Annotated in this window: 18 protein-coding genes; 13 read left to right on the forward strand and 5 right to left on the reverse strand. The window is 56.4% G+C overall.

Annotation, left to right across the window (positions count from 1 at the left end; all coding sequences use genetic code 11):
• Positions 1 to 239: 239 nt before the first annotated feature.
• On the reverse strand, positions 240 to 422 hold the full coding sequence (locus VEI50_00485; GenBank protein HXX73588.1) for a hypothetical protein: 183 nt from the start codon (positions 420 to 422) through the stop codon (positions 240 to 242).
• Positions 423 to 460: 38 nt separating this feature from the next.
• Complete coding sequence (locus VEI50_00490; protein ID HXX73589.1) at positions 461 to 820, reverse strand: hypothetical protein; 360 nt, start codon at positions 818 to 820, stop codon at positions 461 to 463.
• Positions 821 to 947: 127 nt separating this feature from the next.
• Between VEI50_00490 and VEI50_00495 the strand changes: the two genes are divergently transcribed.
• The 10 genes from VEI50_00495 to sucD all read left to right on the forward strand — a co-directional run bounded on the left by VEI50_00495 (position 948) and on the right by sucD (position 15,126).
• Positions 948 to 1,367 carry a dual specificity protein phosphatase gene (locus VEI50_00495; protein ID HXX73590.1) on the forward strand — a complete coding sequence of 140 codons (420 nt, stop codon included), beginning with the start codon at positions 948 to 950 and terminating at the stop codon, positions 1,365 to 1,367.
• A gap of 147 nt (positions 1,368 to 1,514) precedes the next feature.
• Positions 1,515 to 2,354 carry a bifunctional DNA-formamidopyrimidine glycosylase/DNA-(apurinic or apyrimidinic site) lyase gene (mutM, locus tag VEI50_00500; GenBank protein ID HXX73591.1) on the forward strand — a complete coding sequence of 280 codons (840 nt, stop codon included), beginning with the start codon at positions 1,515 to 1,517 and terminating at the stop codon, positions 2,352 to 2,354.
• Positions 2,355 to 2,555: 201 nt separating this feature from the next.
• The gene (locus VEI50_00505; GenBank protein ID HXX73592.1) at positions 2,556 to 3,755 is read left to right on the forward strand and encodes an ATP citrate lyase citrate-binding domain-containing protein; all 1,200 of its coding nucleotides are present in this window, start codon (positions 2,556 to 2,558) and stop codon (positions 3,753 to 3,755) included.
• Between the two features lie 45 nt (positions 3,756 to 3,800).
• On the forward strand, positions 3,801 to 5,621 hold the full coding sequence (locus VEI50_00510; GenBank protein ID HXX73593.1) for a citrate/2-methylcitrate synthase: 1,821 nt from the start codon (positions 3,801 to 3,803) through the stop codon (positions 5,619 to 5,621).
• 51 nt (positions 5,622 to 5,672) lie between these two features.
• A complete protein-coding gene (locus tag VEI50_00515) occupies positions 5,673 to 7,919 on the forward strand; it encodes an aconitate hydratase (GenBank protein ID HXX73594.1) in 2,247 nt (748 codons plus the stop codon).
• Between the two features lie 25 nt (positions 7,920 to 7,944).
• On the forward strand, positions 7,945 to 10,176 hold the full coding sequence (locus VEI50_00520) for an NADP-dependent isocitrate dehydrogenase (GenBank protein HXX73595.1): 2,232 nt from the start codon (positions 7,945 to 7,947) through the stop codon (positions 10,174 to 10,176).
• 87 nt (positions 10,177 to 10,263) lie between these two features.
• Positions 10,264 to 10,983, forward strand: a complete 720-nt coding sequence (locus tag VEI50_00525) for a 2Fe-2S iron-sulfur cluster-binding protein (GenBank protein HXX73596.1) — start codon at positions 10,264 to 10,266, stop codon at positions 10,981 to 10,983.
• Positions 10,984 to 11,093: 110 nt separating this feature from the next.
• The gene (locus tag VEI50_00530; protein HXX73597.1) at positions 11,094 to 12,674 is read left to right on the forward strand and encodes an FAD-binding protein; all 1,581 of its coding nucleotides are present in this window, start codon (positions 11,094 to 11,096) and stop codon (positions 12,672 to 12,674) included.
• A gap of 45 nt (positions 12,675 to 12,719) precedes the next feature.
• Complete coding sequence (gene sucC, locus VEI50_00535; protein HXX73598.1) at positions 12,720 to 13,898, forward strand: ADP-forming succinate--CoA ligase subunit beta; 1,179 nt, start codon at positions 12,720 to 12,722, stop codon at positions 13,896 to 13,898.
• 355 nt (positions 13,899 to 14,253) lie between these two features.
• The gene (gene sucD, locus VEI50_00540) at positions 14,254 to 15,126 is read left to right on the forward strand and encodes a succinate--CoA ligase subunit alpha (GenBank protein ID HXX73599.1); all 873 of its coding nucleotides are present in this window, start codon (positions 14,254 to 14,256) and stop codon (positions 15,124 to 15,126) included.
• Positions 15,127 to 15,171: 45 nt separating this feature from the next.
• Here sucD and VEI50_00545 read toward each other — a convergent pair whose 3' ends face one another.
• Complete coding sequence (locus VEI50_00545) at positions 15,172 to 16,134, reverse strand: VIT1/CCC1 transporter family protein (GenBank protein ID HXX73600.1); 963 nt, start codon at positions 16,132 to 16,134, stop codon at positions 15,172 to 15,174.
• 401 nt (positions 16,135 to 16,535) lie between these two features.
• Here VEI50_00545 and VEI50_00550 point away from each other — a divergent pair, with 401 nt between their 5' ends.
• Positions 16,536 to 18,032 (forward strand): response regulator, encoded by a 1,497-nt coding sequence (locus VEI50_00550; protein HXX73601.1) that lies wholly within the window; start codon positions 16,536 to 16,538, stop codon positions 18,030 to 18,032.
• 81 nt (positions 18,033 to 18,113) lie between these two features.
• On the opposite strand, the gene VEI50_00555 is transcribed toward VEI50_00550, so the two are convergent.
• Both VEI50_00555 and VEI50_00560 read right to left on the reverse strand, forming a co-directional pair.
• Entirely contained in the window at positions 18,114 to 18,239 is a 126-nt protein-coding gene (locus tag VEI50_00555) for a hypothetical protein (protein HXX73602.1), read from the reverse strand.
• A gap of 248 nt (positions 18,240 to 18,487) precedes the next feature.
• Entirely contained in the window at positions 18,488 to 18,859 is a 372-nt protein-coding gene (locus VEI50_00560; GenBank protein HXX73603.1) for a hypothetical protein, read from the reverse strand.
• Between the two features lie 345 nt (positions 18,860 to 19,204).
• Between VEI50_00560 and VEI50_00565 the strand changes: the two genes are divergently transcribed.
• Both VEI50_00565 and VEI50_00570 read left to right on the forward strand, forming a co-directional pair.
• Positions 19,205 to 19,528 (forward strand): PilZ domain-containing protein, encoded by a 324-nt coding sequence (locus VEI50_00565; GenBank protein HXX73604.1) that lies wholly within the window; start codon positions 19,205 to 19,207, stop codon positions 19,526 to 19,528.
• 3 nt (positions 19,529 to 19,531) lie between these two features.
• Complete coding sequence (locus VEI50_00570; protein ID HXX73605.1) at positions 19,532 to 20,503, forward strand: DMT family transporter; 972 nt, start codon at positions 19,532 to 19,534, stop codon at positions 20,501 to 20,503.
• Positions 20,504 to 21,118: the final 615 nt, after the last annotated feature.

Below are 21,118 nucleotides of genomic sequence, written 5' to 3' on the forward strand. Positions count from 1 at the left end.
GTTTTGCATGAGGATCGGTAAGTAGGTGCCGACCGCCGACTTCACCGGAGGCGCGGGGACCCAATGAGATTTCAGCGAGAAGGAAATCTGGAACTGACCACAGCACCATGGTCGCAGACCATGGCTACGGGAATTCCAGAAGGTTTCCACTCGCTGGAACCCAGAAGGGTCGCGCCGGGAGGTGTGGAGGCGGGAGGCGCCCACTTGCTGAATGATTTAAAAAATCTTAAGAGAGTGGGCTAGTCTGCTTCAGGCTCTGAACTTCCATGCTGGTGCGAGACCCGATCCTCGTCGAACAACTCTTCCATCTCCTCCGCGATCATATCCCGATCGTTCGGGACAGAGATGAGCGGGATTTCTTTGCGCGCCTTCGGCTGATTGTCCGCCTCAGGGGGCTGCGGTTGTTTTGGCTTCTCACTCATATCCGAAGTATACACCTTTCTAGAGAAGGAAAGGTGAGCTATTCGAAGGCTTCCAGCGAGGACTTCTCAGGGAAGGTCCTCTTGCAGTTCGTGCAGGTGACGAAGTAGATGGCTTCCCGTACTGACATCGTGATGCGAAAATCCAGACTAACTCCCCGTTGATTGCAGGCCGTGCAGGAAATCTCCTTGAGTCGATAGGGCACGTCCGGCTGAGTGCGGAGATAGAATTCCATATCGGTGTAAACCGGAAAGCTGTAGAAACATTTCTTGCAGACGCCCCGCCATTCCCCGTCGGGGTTCATGAATCGCTGGTCGATCCCAAAGCTGCTGCCTTTACAGATGGCACACTGGACCGTGGCAAGCCTGGATTCGACGGTCTCGACAGTTGGGTTTGGCATGAAGGTGTTATTCTGGGCGGAGATTGATTCGTGCAGGTGAGTATAACGTTGCCTCGAAAGAGACTGCAACCGGATTGAAAAAGGATTTCCTTGACCTGGTCAGCCCGCTGCCTATACTGAGGCCACCATGCATCAGATCACGGACAGGTTATTTGTGGGAAACATTTACGATGCCGAGCAGCCGACCTCGCAAGTGAGCGCGGTGCTGCTCGTCGCGGAGGAATACGATATCGATGCTCCGGGCGGGGTCATTTATGAACGGATTGCCTTCAAGGAATACGGTGAAGTCTCTTCTCTGTCATTGGCCCGTGCAGTTGATTGGGTCGAACGACACCTCTCGGACAATCGGGTGATGGTCTGTTGCCGTGCGGGGATGGGCCGATCGGTGTCCGTTGTAATGGCCTATCTTTGTTGTGTGGAAGGAATGATCTATGCCGATGTGCTGAAGTTGGTGATGGCACGCCGTCCCGGTGCGATGCCACTGCCGAAACTCGAAGAGACAATTCAAGATGTTCTCCGCTTCCGCAAGTCCGCGCCACGGTCTTAGACGACTGGTCTGATCGCTGAGAACTGATTGTCCCTTAGGCACCAGTGTCTCACCCGCGACAGTCGTTGCCTTTCCCATCCTGATCATGGCCTAATTGTCACTTAGTTGGGACAGCGGTATTCTCTGGTCGTTTCGAGGATTGGTTCCATGCCTGAACTGCCCGAAGCCGAAGTTGTGGCCGATCAGCTGCGCAAATGTCTCCTCGGGTCCCAACTCACCGACTGCTGGGTTGGACGGACAGACATCATCCGTGAGGGGAGTCGGATGTTTCCCTGGTTTATCGGTACAACCCTTCAAGGAATCGAGCGGTATGGCAAAAGTGTGGCGATGGGGTTTTCGAAGGACGATGAGCTCCGGTATGTTGTGGCTGAACTCGGCATGACCGGTCTTCTTCTTTTTCGATCTGCTCAGACGAAACATCCTCAACATGTGCATGTCAGGATGTCGTTTGCCGGGGGAAAGGAGCCGGAACTACGGTATTGGAATCCCCGCCGATTTGGGCGCCTCTCGTTGGTCGATCAGGCTGGCCTCGGCCGGTATGTGACCAGACGGTTTGGGTGCGACCCCCTGTCTGTCTCTCGAGAAGATTTTTCCCGGATCTTACAAGCTCGGCGCGGCCGGCTCAAACCCATGTTGATGCATCAACAGGTAATTGCGGGAATCGGGAATATTTATGCGAACGAGATTCTGTTCCGCGCGGGATTGCACCCGAATCGAGAAGTCAGTCGGCTCCGTGAGGCGACGAGGCTCAAGCTATATGACACGATGCAGACGGTGCTCCAAACGGCGATCGCCTATGGCGGCTCCAGCGTCAGGGATTTCTTCGCACCCGATGGGACGGAAGGCCGCTACAAGCACCAGCATCTGGTCTACGGAAAGGAAAACCAGCCCTGTCCCAATCACTGTGGACGGATGATCCGGCGCCTCCAAAGCGAGCGCAGTTCATTTTTCTGTCCCGCCTGCCAATCACTCCGATCCTCACGATAATGGCAGAGCTCTGGCACACCTTTGCCTGATAAAAAATATACCCATATTTTCAGCCGGTTAGGCGGTCAATCGCATGGCCGTCCATCCGATAGGCCTTTTGATCCTGCGCACTTAGTACCTCTGGTGTATTGAGTCATCCTGTCGATTTCGCTAGAATCCCTCTCCCCTTAGCAGCGATCTTCACACGTAAGGAGCGACGTTATGGCCAAGGTCTTGGAAGGTCCCGGAATGGGACTGATGAAGAAGTGGGGGATTCATGTCCCTCATTACGTGGTGGTCACCTCAGTTGATGAACTCACCAAACTCGGGCAAGTCAATGATTGGCTGAAAAAATCCAAGCTCGTGGCGAAGGCCCACGAAGCGTTGGGGTCCCGCTTTAAACTCGGTCTTGTCAAAGTTGATCTGGATTTCAAGGGTGCTGAGGCCGCGGCCAAAGAAATGATCGGCCGTCAGGTCGGTAGCATTACCGTTTCTCAAGTGATTGTCTCCGAGATGATCCCTCACAAGGAAGAATATTATTGTGCGGTGAAATCAACCCGCGAGGGGGCTGAGATACTCGTCGCCAATTGCGGCGGGATCGAAGTCGAATCCAACTGGGATCGCGTCAAGCGACTCACGCTGGAGGTCGGTGAACATCCCACTCCGGAAGGACTGGAGAAATTGGTCAAGGATGCCGGCTTTACCGGTTCGCTCGCCAAGAAAATGGCAGATTTCGCCGGCAAGATGTTTATCTGCTTCGACAATGAGGATGCGCAGTATCTGGAAGTGAACCCGGTCGTTGTCCGCGAAGGCGACGGAGAACTGGTCGCACTGGACGCCGTCACCCTCCTCGATGGCGATGCGAAGTTCCGCCATCCGGATTGGAACTTTGCCTTCGCGGCCGAATTTGGTCGCGCCTATTCCAAGAACGAGATGGAAGTGATGGCGGTGGATTCCAAGATCAAGGGCTCGGTAAAATTCATTGAAATTCCCAGTGGGGACACGGCGATGCTGCCGGCCGGTGGTGGCGCCAGCGTCTACTATTCGGACGCAGTCGTGGCGCGCGGCGGTAAGCTTGCGAACTATGCCGAATATTCGGGCGATCCACCCGATTGGGCGGTGGAAGTCTTGACCGACAAGGTCTGCTCATTGCCGGGGATCAAGAACATTATTGTCGGCGGCGCGATCGCCAATTTCACGGACGTGAAAAAGACCTTTGGCGGCATCATCAACGGCTTCCGCAAGGCCAAGTCCGAAGGCAAGCTAAATGGCGTCCGAATCTGGGTGCGCCGGGGTGGCCCGCGTGAAAAAGAAGGGCTTGATGCGATGCGTGCGCTTAAGGATGAGGGATTTGAGATCCATGTGTTTGATCGCAACACACCGCTCACCGACATTGTCGATAAGGCGCTCCAAACGAAGTAGCCTGCCACATTGTCCATGACCATACTGACATAACGGGAGATCCCGATGAGTATTCTCGCCAACAAAGACACCCGCGTCGTCATTCAGGGTGGCCAAGCAGGTGTCAACGCTGCCCGCCGCATGGCTGAGTTTTGTTACCTCATCAAAAAGCAGCTGAACGTTGAAGCGTTTGTCTATCCGCCTGATGCCGGCAAGACCAATGAGATTCCCTACGGCAGCGGGCTCCTCGCCATTCCCGTCTACAAGAGTATTGCCGAAGCAACGAAGCACCATCCGTCAATCAACACCAGCCTCGTGTACATCGGGGCGGATCGCGCGATGAGGGGCGGCATGGAAGCGCTCGACGATCCGCACATTAAGCTCGTGTCCATGATCACGGAGGGTGTGCCGGAAAAAGACGCCAAACTGCTCGGTGCGCATGCGAGGAAACTGGGTAAAGTCTTCAACGGGCCGTCTTCCATCGGCATCATCTCGGCGGGCGCCTGTCGGTTGGGTGTCATCGGCGGAGCGTTCGACAATCTGGTGCTCTCCAAGCTCTATCGCGAAGGTTCCTTCGGTGTTATTACCAAATCCGGTGGCCTTTCCAACGAAATCATCTGGATCTGCTCGCAATTCGCCGACGGGATCACGACGGCGATCGGCATCGGCGGCGACGCTTATCCCGGCACTGACTACGTGAGTTACCTGGAAATGTTCGAGAACGATCCGCAGACGAAAGCTGTCGTCATCGTCGGGGAGATGGGTGGCGATCTTGAGGAGCGCGCGGCTGAGTGGTACGGCGCCAAGAAGCGACGGATTAAGTTGATCGGTGTCGTCTCCGGGTTCTGTCAAGAAAGTCTGCCGAAGGGGATGAAGTTCGGCCATGCCGGAGCCAAGGAAGGCATGAAGGGCGAGGGTTCAGCCCGTTCAAAGTCCGATGCGCTGAAGAAGGCTGGCGCGATTGTGCCTCCGACGTTCGGCGCGCTCGGTCCCGCGATCAAGGAAACCTATCAAGAGCTGTTGAAGTCCGGTCAGGTCAAGGAAGTGACTGAGCCGATTGTGCTGCCGAAGTTGCCGAAGTCCGTGGAAGAAGCGATGAAGGCGGACGAAGTCATGGTAGCGCCGCTGATCCGTACAACCATCAGTGACGACCGGGGCGACGAGCCCTGCTATGACGGTTATCCGGCCTCCGAACTCATCAATAAAGGCTACGAAATTCCACACGTCATCGGTCTTCTGTGGGACAAGCGGGTCATCTCGAAGCAGGAAGCCGAGATCATCAAGCGGATCATGATGCTCTCTGCCGACCATGGCCCTTGCGTCAGCGGGGCCTACGCAACCATCTTAGCGGCTTGCGCCGGTATCGGATTGTCGCAGTCCGTGGCGGCCGGGTTGATTATGATCGGTCCCCGCTTCGGCGGCGCCGTCACCGATGCCGGTCGATACTTCAAGTATGCGGTCGACAATAAGATGTCCGTCGACGAGTTCCTGGCCCATATGAAGAAGAACGTCGGTCCGGTGCCGGGGATCGGCCACCGCGTGAAGAGCCTGCGCAATCCGGACAAGCGCGTAAAGGAACTGGTCGGGTACGTCAAGAGTTTAAACATCAAGACGCCCTGTCTCGATTTCGCGCTGGAGGTTGAAAAAGTGACGGCAGCCAAGAAGGATAACCTAATTCTGAACGTCGACGGGACGATGGCGGCGGTGCTGGTCGATATTGGATTCCCAGTCGATAGCTTGAACGGCTTCTTCATTCTGTCGCGCACGATCGGGCTGATCGGCCATTGGGTCGATCAGAAGCGCCAGGATAGCCGTCTGATCCGGCTGTTCGACTACCTGGTGAACTATGCAGCGCCAAAAAGGCGGGAAGTGCCGCCGCTGAAATAAAGCTGACAGCTGATGGCTTTCAGCTATCAGCCAAACCGAACGGAGATAGCCATGTCACTCGAACTCGCAAGAAAGCTCTACGCCAAGATGCCGGATGTGTGTGCCAAGGCCAGGAAGAAATTCGGTCATGGTCTGACGCTGGCAGAGAAAGTGCTCGTTTCGCATGCCGACAATTTGGATACGCAAACCTGGGAGCGGGGCAAAGCCATGCTGGCGCTGCGACCTGATCGCGTTGCCATGCAGGATGCCACGGCCCAGATGGCGATGTTGCAGTTTATGCAGGCGGGCAAAAAGAAAGCGGCGGTGCCCAGTACGATCCACTGCGACCACTTGATCCGCGCTGAAATGGGGTCCGAGAAGGACCTGCTTCGCGCCATGGATGAGAACAAGGAGGTCTACAATTTTCTTGCATCCGCCGCGAAGAAGTACGGCATTGGATTCTGGAAGCCGGGCGCTGGCATCATCCACCAAGTTGTCCTGGAGAACTATGCGTTTCCAGGAGGCTTGATCATCGGAACTGACTCACACACGCCGAATGGAGGCGGACTGGGCATGTTGGCGATCGGTGTTGGTGGTGCCGACGCGGGCGAAGTCATGGCCGGCTTGCCCTGGGAAGTGCTCCATCCGAAATTGATCGGGGTACGGCTCGCCGGGAAACTGAGCGGCTGGGCATCGCCCAAGGATGTGATCCTCTATCTTTGCGGGCTGCTGACCGTAAAGGGCGGCACCAACAAGATCGTCGAATACTTTGGTCCTGGCGCCGAGACCATCAGCGCAACCGGCAAGGGCACGATCTGCAACATGGGCGCGGAACTCGGAGCCACGACCTCTGTTTTCCCCTTCGACCAGAAGATGGTCGCGTACATGAATATCACTGATCGGGCGGATCTGTCGAACTTGGCGCAATCGCACAAAGAACTTCTCGTGGCCGATCCTGAGGTCTATCAATCGCCCGAGAAGTATTACGACCAGATCGTCGAGGTCGATCTATCGAATCTGGAGCCGCATGTCGTCGGACCTCATACGCCGGATCTCGCGAGACCGATTTCCACGCTGGCGGCGGAAGCGAAGGAAAAGGGGTATCCGGTCGAGCTCAAGGCGGCATTGATCGGCAGCTGTACGAACTCTTCCTATGAAGACATCAGCCGGTCCGCGCACATTGCACGACAAGGGCTCAAAGCCGGCATGAAAGCCAAAACGTCCTTCCTCGTATCGCCGGGCTCTGAGCGCATCTATCACACGATGAAGCGTGATGGTTTCCTGGATACGTTCGAGAAGTTGGGCGGCACGGTCCTGTCGAATTCCTGTGGCCCATGTATCGGGCAATGGAAGCGAGCCGATGGCATAAAGGGCAGGGCGGATTCGATCGTCAGTTCGTTCAACCGGAACTTTCCGGGCCGCAACGATGGCATCAACGAAACATTGTCGTTCCTAGCCAGTCCGGAAGTCGTCACTGCCTATGCATTGTCCGGCGATCTTGGATTTGATCCGGTCAATCAGAAGCTCAAAGGTGCTGACGGGAAGGAGTTCAAGCTGGAGCCGCCGGTGGGTGAAGAATTGCCTGCGAAGGGATTTGCAAAGGGAGAAGAGGGGTTCGTGGCACCGGCGGAAGACGGCGATGCCTTGACCGTCGACATCCCACCGACGAGCGAACGATTGCAGTTGTTGCAGCCGTTTCCACGTTGGGATGGGAAAGATTTCGAAAGGCTCCCGCTTTTGATCAAGACCAAGGGCAAGACGACGACCGACCACATTTCTCCGGCCGGTCCGTGGCTCAAGTACCGTGGGCATCTCGACAAGATCAGCGACAACATGTTCCTGGGGGCGAATAACGCGTTCGCTTCGGAGCCGGGCAAGGGCACGGATGTCCTGACCGGTGAATCAGGCCTGACGATTGCGCAAATCGCCAGGCGGTATAAAGCAAAGGGGGTCGGCTCGATCGTGGTCGGCGACGAAAATTACGGCGAGGGCAGCAGCCGCGAGCATGCGGCCATGTCGCCCCGTTTCCTCAACGTACGCGTCGTCATTGCGAAGAGCTTTGCCCGCATCCATGAGACCAATTTGAAGAAGCAGGGAATCTTGGCGTTGACCTTCGCTGACCCGAAGGATTACGAGAAGATCGAGCAGCAGGACCGCATCAGTGTGACGGGGCTGAACAGTCTGGCCCCTGGCAAGCCGGTGCAGGTGACGATTCATAAGACGGATGGCAAGGCGCTCACCATCCAGGCGAACCACAGCATCACCGAGCAGCAGATTGCGTGGTTCAAGGCGGGTTCGGCATTGAACGCGCTGAACTAAACCAGTAACTCAAAGAGGGAGCGTTATGGCAAGCAAAGCAGACAAGATCATCTATACGAAGACCGACGAAGCGCCGATGCTGGCAACCTACTCGTTTCTGCCGATCATCAATGCGTTCTCGAAGGCGGCGGGCGTGTCCGTCGAATTGCGGGACATCTCACTGGCCGGGCGCGTTCTTGCGGTGTTTCCGGAATATTTGACCCCGGCGCAGAAGCAGCCGGATGCCTTGGCCGAGTTGGGCGAGCTGGCCAAGACGCCGGAAGCCAACATCATCAAGCTGCCGAACATCAGCGCCTCGATCCCGCAATTGGTGGCCACGATCAAGGAATTACAGAAGCAGGGGTTCAAGCTGCCGGACTATCCGGAGAATCCGAAGGACGACAAGGAAAAGGAGATCAAGGCCCGCTACGACAAAGTCAAAGGGAGCGCGGTCAATCCGGTGTTGCGCGAAGGCAATTCAGATCGCCGCGCGCCGCTCTCCGTGAAGGCCTATGCCAGAAAACACCCACATAAGATGGGTGCCTGGACCTCCGATTCCAAGACCCACGTCACCCACATGAAGGGCGGCGATTTCCGATCGAATGAAAAATCCCTGACGATTCCTGCTGCGACCACGGCGAAAATCGAGTTTGTCGGCGCGGACGGTAAAGTCACGGTGTTGAAGGATAAGATCGCGTTGCAAGCAGGCGAGGTGCTCGATGCCACGTTCATGAACGTCAAGGCCCTGCGCGCGTTCCTTGAGGAGCAGATCGAGGATGCGAAGAAGCAAGGCGTTTTGTTCTCGCTTCACATGAAGGCCACTATGATGAAGATCTCCGACCCGAAGATCTTCGGTCATGCCGTGACCGTGTTCTACAAGGATGTGTTCCAGAAGCATGGTGAGACACTCAAGAAGCTGGGGGTCGATCCGGACAACGGCATCGGCGATCTGTACGCCAAGATTAAGACCCTGCCGGAGGATCAGCGTAAGGCGATCGAAGCGGACATCCAAGAGGTCTACAAGAAGCGGCCGCCGATGGCGATGGTGAATTCCGACAAGGGCATCACCAACCTCCATGTGCCGAGCGACATCATCATCGATGCCTCCATGCCGCCGGTCATCCGCGACTCGGGCAAGATGTGGAATCCGGAAGGCAAGCTGCAGGACGTGAAGTGCGTGATTCCCGACGCCAGCTATGCGCCTGTCTATCACGAAGTGATCGAGTTCTGTAAGAAGTACGGCGCCTTCGATCCGCGGACGATGGGCAGTGTGCCCAACGTCGGCTTGATGGCGCAGGCGGCCGAAGAGTATGGCTCGCACGACAAGACTTTCAAGGCTCCCGGCAACGGCACGATGCGAATCGTGGATGCGGCGGGGAAGACCTTGCTGGAACATAAGGTGGAGGAAGGCGACATTTGGCGTGCCTGTCAGGTGAAGGATGCCCCGATTCAGGATTGGGTGAAGCTGGCAGTGACCCGCGCCAAGGCGACGGGCGCTCCGGCTATTTTCTGGCTGGACAAGACCAGGGCGCATGACGCGGAACTGATCAAGAAGGTTGAGCGCTACCTGCCGAATCACGATACAAAGGGGCTCGACATCCGGATCATGTCTCCGGCGGAGGCAACCCGCCTCTCGCTGGAGCGAATGAAGGAAGGCAAGGACACGATTTCCTGCACCGGCAACGTGCTCCGCGACTACCTCACCGACCTGTTCCCGATTCTCGAAATCGGCACCAGCGCCAAGATGCTCTCGATCGTGCCGTTGCTGAACGGCGGTGGCTTGTTCGAGACCGGCGCGGGAGGATCGGCGCCGAAGCACGTGCAGCAGTTCCAGGAAGAAGGCTATTTGCGTTGGGACTCGCTCGGCGAATTCCTCGCGCTGGCCGCGTCGCTGGAGCATCTCGCGAAGGTGGGGAACAATCCGGTGGCCAAGATTCTGGCGGATACGCTCGATCAGGCCAACGCCAAGTTCCTCGAGAGCAACAAGTCACCAGCCCGCAAGGTTGGCGAGATCGACAACCGTGGCAGCCACTTCTACCTGGCGCTCTACTGGGCGCAGGCCCTGGCTGCGCAGACGGCGGACAAGAAGATCGCGGAGAAGTTTGCGAAAATTGCGAAAGACCTGAGCGACAATGAGAAGAAAATCGACGGCGAATTGCTCGCCGCGCAGGGCAAACCGCAGGACGTCGGCGGGTACTATCATCCGGACGATGCAAAGGCCTCGAAAGCGATGCGCCCTAGCGCGACGTTGAACGCGATCATCGACGCGATCGCCTAGGAATGCGGTGACGAGTGATGGGTGATGGGCGATCGCCGGGAAGGCTCTTGTCACGCGTCACTAGTCACCTGTCACGGAACATAGAAGATGGCAACGGAAACTACAGACAACCAGAATGTGATCGACCAACCCGAGGTGCTCAAGCCCCGGATGGTTACGGTCGAGATCTACGGCAAGAAATTCGAAGTGCCGGAAGGGATCACCGTCATCAAGGCACTGTGGTACACCGGCCACGAGGTTGTACGCGGGGCCGGCTGTCTCGGCGGATTCTGCGGTGCCTGTGCGACGTACTATCGAACGAAGGACGATCCGAAAGTCAGGACGTGCCTGGCCTGTCAGACGGCGGTCGAAGACGGCATGTCGTTTTCGATGGTGCCGCCCTTTCCGGCCCGCAAAGCGACCTACGATATTCAGAAGCTCGAGGATCCTAAGCAGGACCTTTTCAATTTTTACCCTGAGGCTCCGCTCTGCCGGAATTGCAACGCCTGCACGGAAGCCTGCCCGCAAAAGATCGATGTGCGGGAAGGAGTCTGGAAAGCTGTCTTCGGCGACTTTAAGAGTGTGTCCGAAATGTTCATGGACTGTGTCATGTGCGGCCTCTGCACGCCGGTCTGCATCGCCGATATCGCGCCGAACCTCGTCGCCCTCTATGTCAGCCGCGCGCAGGGCGCACACTTCGTCGACAGACCGGTTCAGCTTGACCAACGCATCAAGGAAATCGAGGAGGGGAAGTTCAGCGAGGAGTGGAGCCGCGTGATGAAAATGAGCGATGCGGAGTTGACGAAAGTGTGCGCGGAATTGAAATGATGATAGCTGTCAGCAATCGGCGATCAGCTCTCAGTTACGGTGAATCGAGGAAGAGATAAAAGAGCCGAATCTGAGCTGACAGTTGATCGCTGAAGGCTGAGAGCTTCGCTATGGATGTCCATAAACTCCAAGAGCTGGTTCACAAGACCCGCGACGAACGCCGTAAGCAGACGATTCCAAAATTTTCTCCGGCCGACCGCGATCAACTCATCAAAAAGTTTCACCCCGACTTTCGCGAAGCCGCCTATCGGCCCATCAAGTTTGGTCCAAACGCGGGCGAGATGACTGTGCGCGAACTGGCTGCGTTGCTCGAAGGCGAGAGCCCGGTCTCCTCAGATCTGGACCTCACGCCGCAATACCAGACCGATGTGCTCGTCGTCGGCGGTGGCGGAGCAGGCTGTGCCGCCGCACTCCATGCCCATGCAACGGGCGCGAAGGTCATTCTTGCCACGAAGCTCCGGTTGGGCGATTCCAACACCGTCATGGCCCAGGGCGGCATGCAGATTGCCGTCACGGCTGAAGACTCTCCGGTGACCCATTTCCTCGACACGCTGAAGGGCGGTCACATGAAGAATGACCATCGCTTGCTCAAGACGATGGTGGAGGAGGGGCCTTCGATCGCGAAATGGCTGCTGAGTCTGGGCGTGATTTTCGATCGCGATGGCGACGGGAACCTGCACGTCAAGAAAGGCGGCGGCAGTTCAAAGCCCCGGCTCATCACTGCTTCGGATTATACCGGCCTCGAGATCATGCGGGTGCTGAAGGACGAGGTGCTGAACCAGAAGATTCAACTCTTGGAGTTCTGTGCAGCGGTTGAACTGCTCAGCGACGGAAACGGGACCTGCACAGGCGTCGTCCTGCGCGATCTCGATAACAAGCGGAACATCGTCGTCGCCGCAAAGGCCGTGATCCTTGCGACCGGCGGGATCGGCCGGCTCCACATCCAGGGCTTTCCGACCAGCAATCACTACGGCGCCACGGGCGACGGGCTCGCCATGGCCTATCGCATGGGCGCTAAGCTGATGCACATCGATACCTTCCAATATCACCCCTCGGGAGCAGTCTATCCGGAGCAGTTGATCGGTGCGTTGGTGACCGAGGGTATCCGTTCGGAAGGCGGACATCTAGTCAATGCCAGAGGCGAACGGTTTGTGAATGAGCTCGATACGCGAGACGTGGTCTCATCGTCGATTATCCGAGAATGTGAAGAAGGCCGAGGCATCCGGACGATGTCCGGGCGCGTCGGCGTCTGGCTGGACACGCCGTTGCTCGACGTCGAGCAGGGACCCGGCACCCTCAAGAAACACTTCCCCGCCATGGTGACCCAGTTCGAGCGGTTCGGCATCGACATCTCGAAAGACCCGGTCTTGATTTACCCGACGCTTCACTATCAAAACGGCGGCGTGAAGATCGATACCAACGGAGAGTCTGAGGCGAAAAACCTCTTCGTGGCTGGCGAGGCGTCCGGCGGTTTACACGGCCGCAATCGGTTGATGGGCAATTCACTGCTGGACTTGATGGTCTTCGGGAAACGCTCCGGTACGACTGCGGCCCAGCGTGTTCGTTTGATGAAACAGGGTAAGCTCACGCTTGAGCATCTGACAAAGTTTCGAGCCGAAGCAAAGAGGCATGGCGGCTCCTCTTCGGTCATCTCCCCGATGGTGCTGCCGGCCTATGCCAAAAAAGAGTAGCGAGAGTCGGAAGCTGTCAGCTGACAGCTTCATTATGGAGTTAGCATGAACGTACATGAGTTTCAGGCGAAGTCTTTGTTTGCGCAGTTTGGAGTGCCGGTGCCGCGTGGCCGCGAAGTCAAGACACCGCAGGAAGCCGAAACGTGGGCCGCGGAACTGAACAGCCCGGTGTTTGTCGTAAAAGCGCAGATCCACGCGGGAGGACGTGGCAAGGCTGGGGGTGTGAAGATCACCAAGGATAAAGCGGCGGTTCCCGGTTTCGCGAAAGAGCTGATCGGCAAGACGCTAGTGACGCACCAGACCGGTCCAAAAGGCCGCGTCGTGCGTCGATTGCTGATCGAGGAAGGTGCCAATATCGCCAAGGAACTGTACCTGAGCATCCTGGTGGATCGTGATTCGGGATGGCCGGTCTTTATCGCCAGCACCGAAGGCGGGATGGAGATCGAAGAGGTTGCAGCCCATACGCCGGAGAAGATCATTAAGGAGCCGATCGATCCTGCCGTCGGATTTCAGGGATACAACGGGCGCAACATCGCGTACGCGATGGGTCTCAACAGCATCGAGCCCGCCGTTATGAATCCGTTCATCCAGATGCTCGGCAACCTCTACCGTCTGTTCATGGAAAAGAACTGTGCGCTGGTCGAGATCAATCCGCTCATTATTACGAAAGAGAAAACCGTCGTGGCCCTGGACGGGAAAGTCTCCTTCGACGACAACGGCATCTTCAAACATCAAGATGTGCAGCAGATGCGTGATCTGAATGAGGAAGAACCGTTGGAGATCGAAGCCAGCGAGAACAACCTGAATTACGTGAAGCTCGACGGCAACATCGGCTGCATGGTGAACGGGGCCGGTCTGGCTATGGCGACGATGGATGTCATTAAGCTGGCAGGCAGCGAACCGGCGAACTTCTTGGATGTCGGTGGTGGCGCCACGAAGGAAACGGTAGCGGCAGGCTTCCGAATTCTACTGAAGGACCCGAATGTTAAAGGGATCTTTATCAACATTTTCGGCGGGATCGTCCGTTGCGAGCGGATTGCACATGGCGTGATCGAGGCGGCCAAAGAAGTACACGTCAATGTGCCCCTTGTGGTCCGCTTGCAGGGGACAAACGCGGAAGAGGGGAGAACATTGCTGCACCATTCCGGGTTGAAACTCGAAGTCGCCAACGATTTGTGGGAGGCGGCGCAAAAGATCGTGAAGTTGACGGGGAAGGCGGCGTAGGAGGAGGGTCCTGTCGCCGAGCAGCCCAAGCGTGCTCGCACCCCCGCCTGGTGTAGGGACCCCCGCTGTGCGCGCTTGGGCGCCCGCTCGGCGCCACCCGCAGAGAAGAAATCTTTCCCCGTTTCAGGGAGGAGAAGGGAAAAAAGCGACGTCCCCGCTCCTTCGGCAAAGTCGCTCTCGGCAACATGATGCCGTTTTTAAGTCAAGGGAAGTGGGGAGATAAAGAGAACGGCAAAAGCGGAGACCTGAGACTCCGCTTGAGTTGCAACGACAAGTCTGGCTAGCCCGCATGTCATAAGAGGTCGGGCTTTCCCGATCAAGAGAAGAAAGTGGAAAGAAAGAGAAGAGGTCAATCGTGAGCATACTTGTTAATAAGAATACGCGGGTGGTGGTGCAGGGGATCACGGGCAAAGAAGGCTCGTTCCATGCGACGCAGTGCAAGGCCTATGGAACGAAGGTCGTCGCCGGTGTGACGCCGGGGAAGGCCGGTCAAGAAGTCGAAGGCATTCCTGTCTTCAATACGGTCCGTGACGCGATCAAGAAAACTCAGTGTGATACCTCGCTGATCTTCGTACCGCCACCATTCTGTGCCGATGCAATTCTGGAAGCGGCTGATGCCGGAATCAAATTGATCATCTGCATCACCGAGGGTATCCCGGTCAATGACATGGTGAAAGTGAAGCGCGCACTGCGTACTCGTGATGTCCGTCTGATCGGTCCGAACTGTCCCGGGGTCATCACAGTCGATGAAGCCAAAATCGGCATCATGCCGGGATTTATCCACAAGAAAGGCGTCGTCGGCGTGGTTTCACGCAGCGGCACCTTGACCTATGAAGCGGTGCATCAGCTCTCAACACTCGGACTCGGCGAAACGACGTGCGTTGGCATCGGAGGCGATCCTGTGAACGGGACCGGGTTTGTGGATGTGCTGCCACTGTTTGAGAAGGACCCTGAAACCCAGGCGATCGTCATGATCGGCGAGATCGGGGGAGATGCGGAAGAAAAGGCGGCTGAGTTCATCAAGAAGAACGTGAAGAAGCCGGTTATCAGCTTCATCGCCGGGATCACAGCTCCTCCAGGCCGTCGCATGGGTCACGCTGGTGCGATCATCTCAGGGGGCAAAGGCACCGCAGCTGAGAAGATGAAAACCCTCGAAGCAGCCGGCGTAAAAGTCGTCAAGAACCCTGCCGAGATCGGGAACGCAGTCAAGAACGCCTTGGGTCGGTAAGTTGTCCAGGCGGTGCCGGACGGCACCGCCTGGGGCCTTCAGTCTCTACACCGCGATCCCCCACAGATGCTTTGCCGCTAGGCCGATGGCGTATGTCACGCTGACCGCCATGGTGATGATGATGAGATTGAGCGCGATCCGGCGCTTGATATCCATGCCGGAGAGGAAAGACAGAATGGTGGAGACGACGATTACCATCAGGCCGGCAGTCACGACCGAAAAGATGGCGTCGTTGGCGCCGAGCAAGACCGGGACCACCGGAACGAGTGCGCCGGCGATGTAGGCAGCACCGACCACGAAGGCTGAGCCCAAGGGGGATTCTTCCATCGGCAGGATCTCCGATTCCTCGCCCAGAAATATTTTCCTGGCGATCTCAGTCGTCTTCACTTCCTTCTCAGAGTTCAAGGCTAAAAACGCACCGGCGGCCATTGAGAGGGCACCGGCCACCGCCGTCGTTGAGGCGGCGACTAGGACCATCGTCGCGCTGCCGAACGCGCCGAAGAACCCGCTCACTGCTCCGAGAATTTCCACCAAGCCGTCGTTCAACCCGAGGAAGATGTTGCGGATCTTCTCGGCATTGATTTTTCGCTTTGTGAGTTCCGTGACGAGCACATCTTCATGTTTGAACTCATCCATGAGAATGCCATGGAGTGCCTCACCCAACGGTTGGCCCTGGTATTCCCGCCATAACGCCAGATATTTTCGTACTCCGTGGACTTCGATGGCTTCGAGCACGAGATGGACGGCAGTGGAGCCAAACAGCCGACAGACCAGCATCATTACGGCCAGCTTGACCCGACGGCCAAGGTCGAGAGTCTCAAGCTTCAGTTCGAAGAACTTCTGCCAGAATGCCAGATGAGATGTTTCGACCTTGATCAACTCATCCAGCGTCATACGGACATCTGGCTGGGTCACGCCGCGAAGGGCTTTGTAGAGCGACAGATCAAACAGTTCGTCGAGAACCAACGTCTGAGCGAGTTGGGGGTCGTGAGGGGGCGAAGAAACCACGTGGCACACCTCACAAAAAAGTCAGAGAGCAGGAGCGGTCAGCAGCGGCAGGATTATAGCAGAGATCCAATGAGGCAGGAGGTGGGGGAAGCAGCTCACGGCACTCGACGCGGGGACTGAACCTCATAGGGTGGTAGTTATGACTACCGTTTGCTCGAGGGATTCAATGTATCGGATTCAATTCTTTCTTGATCTAATTTTGATTCAGCTTCCTAACTAATCCAGTTTCTCAAATGACTGTGGGAGATCCCTAACCTCTCAATATTGTGAGAGAGACGCCGGTAGCCCCTAAGCCAATCTCCTTTGGTACGGTCTATGCTCGCAATTAAACAGCGTGGCTCTGTGAGTCAGTGTCTCCCTCTGTGCAGGGTTCTCAATGGGCATTCAGTTTGGAGCCTCCCGTGGGACAGCCCGATAACCAGCTCCGGTCTTCTTATGATCCCCGAGAGCTGTTGAACGCCCAGCCGGTCATCGTCTCGGTGATCGATCCTTCGACGTACAAGGTACAGTTCCAGAACGAAACAGGGCTCAACAAGTTCGGAGATATTTCTGGCCAGACCTGTCACGACAAAATCGCCGGCTGTCCGACTCCCTGTGCGTTCTGCAAAATGCCCGATGCGGTCAGCACGGGGAAGATGACGATGAATGAGGTGCCGCTCCCCAATGACCAATGGGTTTTGGTCCAATGGTCCAAAGCTGTAACCTCCGACGGTCGTACCCACGTCATTGAAGCGATCACGGATATCACTGAGCGCAAGCGTCTTGAAGACTCGGCCCGCCGGTCCGAGAAGATGGAGGCGTTAAGCCGACTGGCTGGGGGAGTGGCTCACGATCTTACGAATCTGTTGACGGTCATCAGTGGGGCCAGCGAGCAGGTGTGTCATCGCGCCGAAGATCGTCAATCCATTCGGGCTCCGATTAAGCAGATCCAGGACGCGGTTGAACGAGCAGGGGAACTGATGCACAAGCTGGTCGCATTCAGTCATCATCAGGTGGTGGAACCGACAATGCTCGATCTGGGCAAAGTCCTCACCGAGATGGAACCGAAGATCCGGCAACTCATTGGCGACACGATTCTGCTGACCGTGACCGTGGCTTCTGGGGGAGGATCGGTCGTCATGGCCTGTCAACAGATCGAGGACATTATTCGTCATATAGTGACCAACGCATGCGATGCGATGCCCCAAGGTGGGCAACTCAGGATTTCGACGTCGCTGCGAACTGTCACAGAGGTCTCGGCACAGGAGCAGGCGGTCAGACCAGGGACGTATGTCGAGTTAGCGATCTATGATACGGGATGCGGCATTGATCCGGACATGCAGGCCCATCTCTTCGAGCCCTTCTTCGTTAGAGAGCAATTCCAGAGAGGAAAGGGGTTGGGACTTGCCAGTCTCTACGGCATCGTTCGACAAGGCGGCGGGTTTATCGAAGTGTCGAGCAAACTTGGTGTCGGGTCGGTCTTCCGAATCTGCCTGCCGCAAGCCGGTCAGGCTCAAACAGACCATTCTCACGCTACTCGGTCGGAGGCAGTGGAAGGGAGGGCGACCATTTTGTTGGTCGAGGATGATGCTGATGTGAGAGTAGCGGTCAGGGATATGTTGCGCCAAACCGGATATGAGGTTCAAGAAGCAACCGATGGGGTTGAGGCGCTGAGCCTTCTCAGCAAATCGACGGTATACCCCCACTTGATTCTGACCGATGTCATGATGCCGCGCATGACAGGCCCCCAACTGGCGAAACGCATCGACGCCCTGATGCCTATGGTCAAAGTACTCTATATGTCGGGATATGCCAATGAGAATCTTGAGTCGATGAAAGGGCAGCGTCTGGCGTTCATTCCGAAGCCGTTCAACTCCAGGGACCTGCTCCGAAAGGTCCGTGAAACTCTCGCCAGTTAGCAGGAAGCTAGGGAAGAGCCACACGACACCACACTTGGAGCCTCGACATGGCCGGGGGATAGGTCGTTCGAGTACCTCGGGTCAGCCGATCAAGAAATAGGCGCCGAAGCCGATGGCTGCGAGTAAGGCGACGCTCAACATCACCTTTTCATGCCCGCACATCCCTTCCTGTGCCTTACAGATCGCGAAGGAGCACATGAGTGACATGACGTTCCTCCTCTTCTCAAGCGGTAGACAAAACGATACGCCGCTTACAGACCATAGTCAATAACCGGCCAATGCTCTTCGATCATCCGGGGTTCGAATAGCGGACACGTCGGAAGGAAGCGATACTAAGGGAGTTCCCTGCGAACACCTCGCACGCGAAGCACCTGTGGAGCGGAAGTGGAGTAGATCGCAGAAATTTGTGTCTGGATCGACAGAAAAAGGCTGAAACCCCAGGCCGTCCCGAGGTGTCACCGGCAATTTGGAGGCGGGCTGTTCCCGAAAACTTGCTTCAGATTCGTCCACCGTTCGAATTCTCCCGGTGACAGTTCACGAGCTCCAATGCTGCTCGACTTGGTGGACAGTTTGACCCATTCCTCGTACATCGCACATTCCTGAGCTGACGCGGCAGGAAGACGGGATTGCGTGTCTCTCGACCCTCCCGTGTCGACCGCTGCGGGAGCCGTCGATCTTGAATTAAATTCGGGAGCTTCAGGAATTTGGCTGAAGCCCTCTTTGTTCGTATCCTGCATGGGACGACAGCCTTCCCTGGCCTGATCGGAATAGACGTCTCCTGGACAGACATAGAGCGTGGCGGCAACCAGGACTGCGTCGAGAAGCATGAGCGACCTCCATTCTTCTGATTCTCAGCCACGCTAGCATGGCCCCCCAGATTCGGAAACTAAATTGTGCCTTTTTCACAGCCCCAGCTCAGATAATCAGTCTCTGTGGTATTCGCCCTTCCTGTGCGCTGTGCCCGCTGTTTTCGTCCCGTGATCAGATCATTCGGAAAAGCCTCAACGTCCCAGTCCTCATCTGAGAGGGAGCTGACAGTTCGGTGGAGGAGGGAAGGGCTTGAGTAGCGGACCGACTGCTATACTTTCGAGAGAGCTAGCTGACTGGTAACAGGCCACCGGTATCACAAGTGTACGGTGTGCGCTGCTCCTCTGACGAAAGGTGAGCGCCCGATGACCCATAAACGTGAACTGTTCCGAGTCGTAATCGATCGGGTTTGCCAGATTCGACGCGGCACTGAACCGGTGCCATGTAAGGTGCTCGATCTGACCGAGAAGGGATTCCAACTCCAGGTGGAGGGACCGGTCCAAGTCGGTGACGAGCTACAGCTTGAGTTCAATTTGAGCGAAGGGTCTCCGGTCCTGTGCACTGTTCAGGTGACCCACGTCCATCCTCCAAATCTTGGCGTTCGTATTGTCCGAATCTCTCCTGAGCAACAGGTCCAGCTCTCCGACTTCATCGAGCAGCTGAACGCATTGAACATGACAGGATTTTGATCAATGTCACCGCTCTCGGCGTTTCCAATCAGTACGTCGAAAAAGATGGCCTCCATCGTTCCCATGGCCTGTCTGTTCGGCGTGGTGTTGTTACTGAGCTCCGTAACCCTGGTCATCAAATATGTTTTTCAACACAGTGGCATGCAGCCGGCCGGATTGGCCTGGTTCAGAGTGATGATCGGCTTCGTATCTTTGTTTGCCATCACGTTATTCTGGGACCGAAGGGGGTTGTTATCGTTGGATCTGTCGGATCTCGTGAAGCTGGGTCTGGTGGGGCTTCTGGGCGTCTTCTCTTACGCCATCGCGGCCTGGGGTCTCATGTACACGAGCGTCATCCACTATGCACTGATCTATGGCCTCTTGCCCTCGTGTACGTCGGCTCTGAGTGTGCTGTTGGGGAAAGACCACATGAGCCCGTTGAAGGTGGCAGGTATCGCGCTCTCATTAATCGGCTGCGGGGTAGCTGTCTACCACGGGGCTCCTTACGGAGAGACGAGTTTTCAATTCGGCGATCTATTCGTCTTATTATTCACGGTGATGATGTCAGGCCACATCGTGCTCTGCTCCGGTATCGTGAAACGCTTTGGGATGATGGTATCCAATACAGTCATGTTCGGCAGCAGCGCTCTGGTGCTGTTTCTTGGTTCTCTGAAGTGGTCGGAACCCCAACAGGAGCAAATATCGCCGCTGATTATTGCATCGGTGCTATACATTGGATGTGCCACTGCCGCCGTGTTTCTCCTGCGCTACCGTTCGTTGCAATCTCTCTCGCCCGCCACCGTCGGGACCTACCACAATTTGATTCCCGTCTGTACGATCTTCCTGGCCTATCTGTATTTGGACGAACCGCTCCGTGTGCAGACGGTACTCGGCGGAGCCATGGTTGTCGCCGGAGCCGAATTGGTTCGGAGAGCGCACCAACCACTTCTAGGCTCTGGCCTGCTCTGGTCGAAACTCTGGCTGAGGAAGGCATAGATCCACAGGTCCACCAACTAGTCTCCGGCAGTCCCTTGCAGCGATATCAATCCAACCATCGAATTAGAATTAGGAATGGCAACAATGCGAGTTCGTGCGTGAGAGAAGGACGGCACGACGACCAACATCAGTTCATCGTCAGCATGACACGGAAGCGCGCCTTCTCGCTCAACATGCGATCATAGATGGCCTCCGTAGGTTCTAACGATCGGACGAATGCCACCGAGGGCACAGAAGTTGAGTGTCTCTTCCGAAACTCGAGCGCTTCCCGACGGCCAGGCTGGACAGTCCATTTAAGTCTCGTGTGGGGTTGAGGCGAGCAACACCATGATCCATTGCCATCAGCCGGTTTGACTGATCCCGACACTTGGACTAAAGTTTTTATATGTTCTTGGATCGTCGAGCACCAGTCTTTGGCCTTACCCTCTGGTGTCTGCTCTCCTTGTGGCTGTTCTTTGGCTGTCTAGAGCTCGCCGAACAATTACACTTTGTCTCAGAAGCCGCTGCATAAGATCAAGAACATCAGGATCTAGACGAAGAAGCGCTGACTCAGCTGGCATCGGGCCTTAAGCCGGACATTCCGAGTCTTGGCGCGCCGTGTTGCCTCTTTTTATC

The organism is Nitrospiraceae bacterium (assembly GCA_035623075.1).
Lineage (GTDB): Bacteria > Nitrospirota > Nitrospiria > Nitrospirales > Nitrospiraceae > DASPUC01.

Bases quoted from the DNA above. Each gene is read 5' to 3' on its own strand.
- VEI50_00485 (HXX73588.1), bottom strand. From the start codon at position 422: ATGAGTGAGAAGCCAAAACAACCGCAGCCCCCTGAGGCGGACAATCAG.
- VEI50_00570 (HXX73605.1), top strand. From the start codon at position 19,532: ATGTCACCGCTCTCGGCGTTTCCAATCAGTACGTCGAAAAAGATGGCC.
- VEI50_00510 (HXX73593.1), top strand. From the start codon at position 3,801: ATGAGTATTCTCGCCAACAAAGACACCCGCGTCGTCATTCAGGGTGGC.
- VEI50_00565 (HXX73604.1), top strand. From the start codon at position 19,205: ATGACCCATAAACGTGAACTGTTCCGAGTCGTAATCGATCGGGTTTGC.
- VEI50_00515 (HXX73594.1), top strand. From the start codon at position 5,673: ATGTCACTCGAACTCGCAAGAAAGCTCTACGCCAAGATGCCGGATGTG.
- VEI50_00525 (HXX73596.1), top strand. From the start codon at position 10,264: ATGGCAACGGAAACTACAGACAACCAGAATGTGATCGACCAACCCGAG.
- VEI50_00490 (HXX73589.1), bottom strand. From the start codon at position 820: ATGCCAAACCCAACTGTCGAGACCGTCGAATCCAGGCTTGCCACGGTC.
- VEI50_00530 (HXX73597.1), top strand. From the start codon at position 11,094: ATGGATGTCCATAAACTCCAAGAGCTGGTTCACAAGACCCGCGACGAA.
- VEI50_00560 (HXX73603.1), bottom strand. From the start codon at position 18,859: ATGCTTCTCGACGCAGTCCTGGTTGCCGCCACGCTCTATGTCTGTCCA.
- VEI50_00520 (HXX73595.1), top strand. From the start codon at position 7,945: ATGGCAAGCAAAGCAGACAAGATCATCTATACGAAGACCGACGAAGCG.
- VEI50_00495 (HXX73590.1), top strand. From the start codon at position 948: ATGCATCAGATCACGGACAGGTTATTTGTGGGAAACATTTACGATGCC.
- mutM (HXX73591.1), top strand. From the start codon at position 1,515: ATGCCTGAACTGCCCGAAGCCGAAGTTGTGGCCGATCAGCTGCGCAAA.
- VEI50_00555 (HXX73602.1), bottom strand. From the start codon at position 18,239: ATGTCACTCATGTGCTCCTTCGCGATCTGTAAGGCACAGGAAGGGATG.
- VEI50_00505 (HXX73592.1), top strand. From the start codon at position 2,556: ATGGCCAAGGTCTTGGAAGGTCCCGGAATGGGACTGATGAAGAAGTGG.
- sucC (HXX73598.1), top strand. From the start codon at position 12,720: ATGAACGTACATGAGTTTCAGGCGAAGTCTTTGTTTGCGCAGTTTGGA.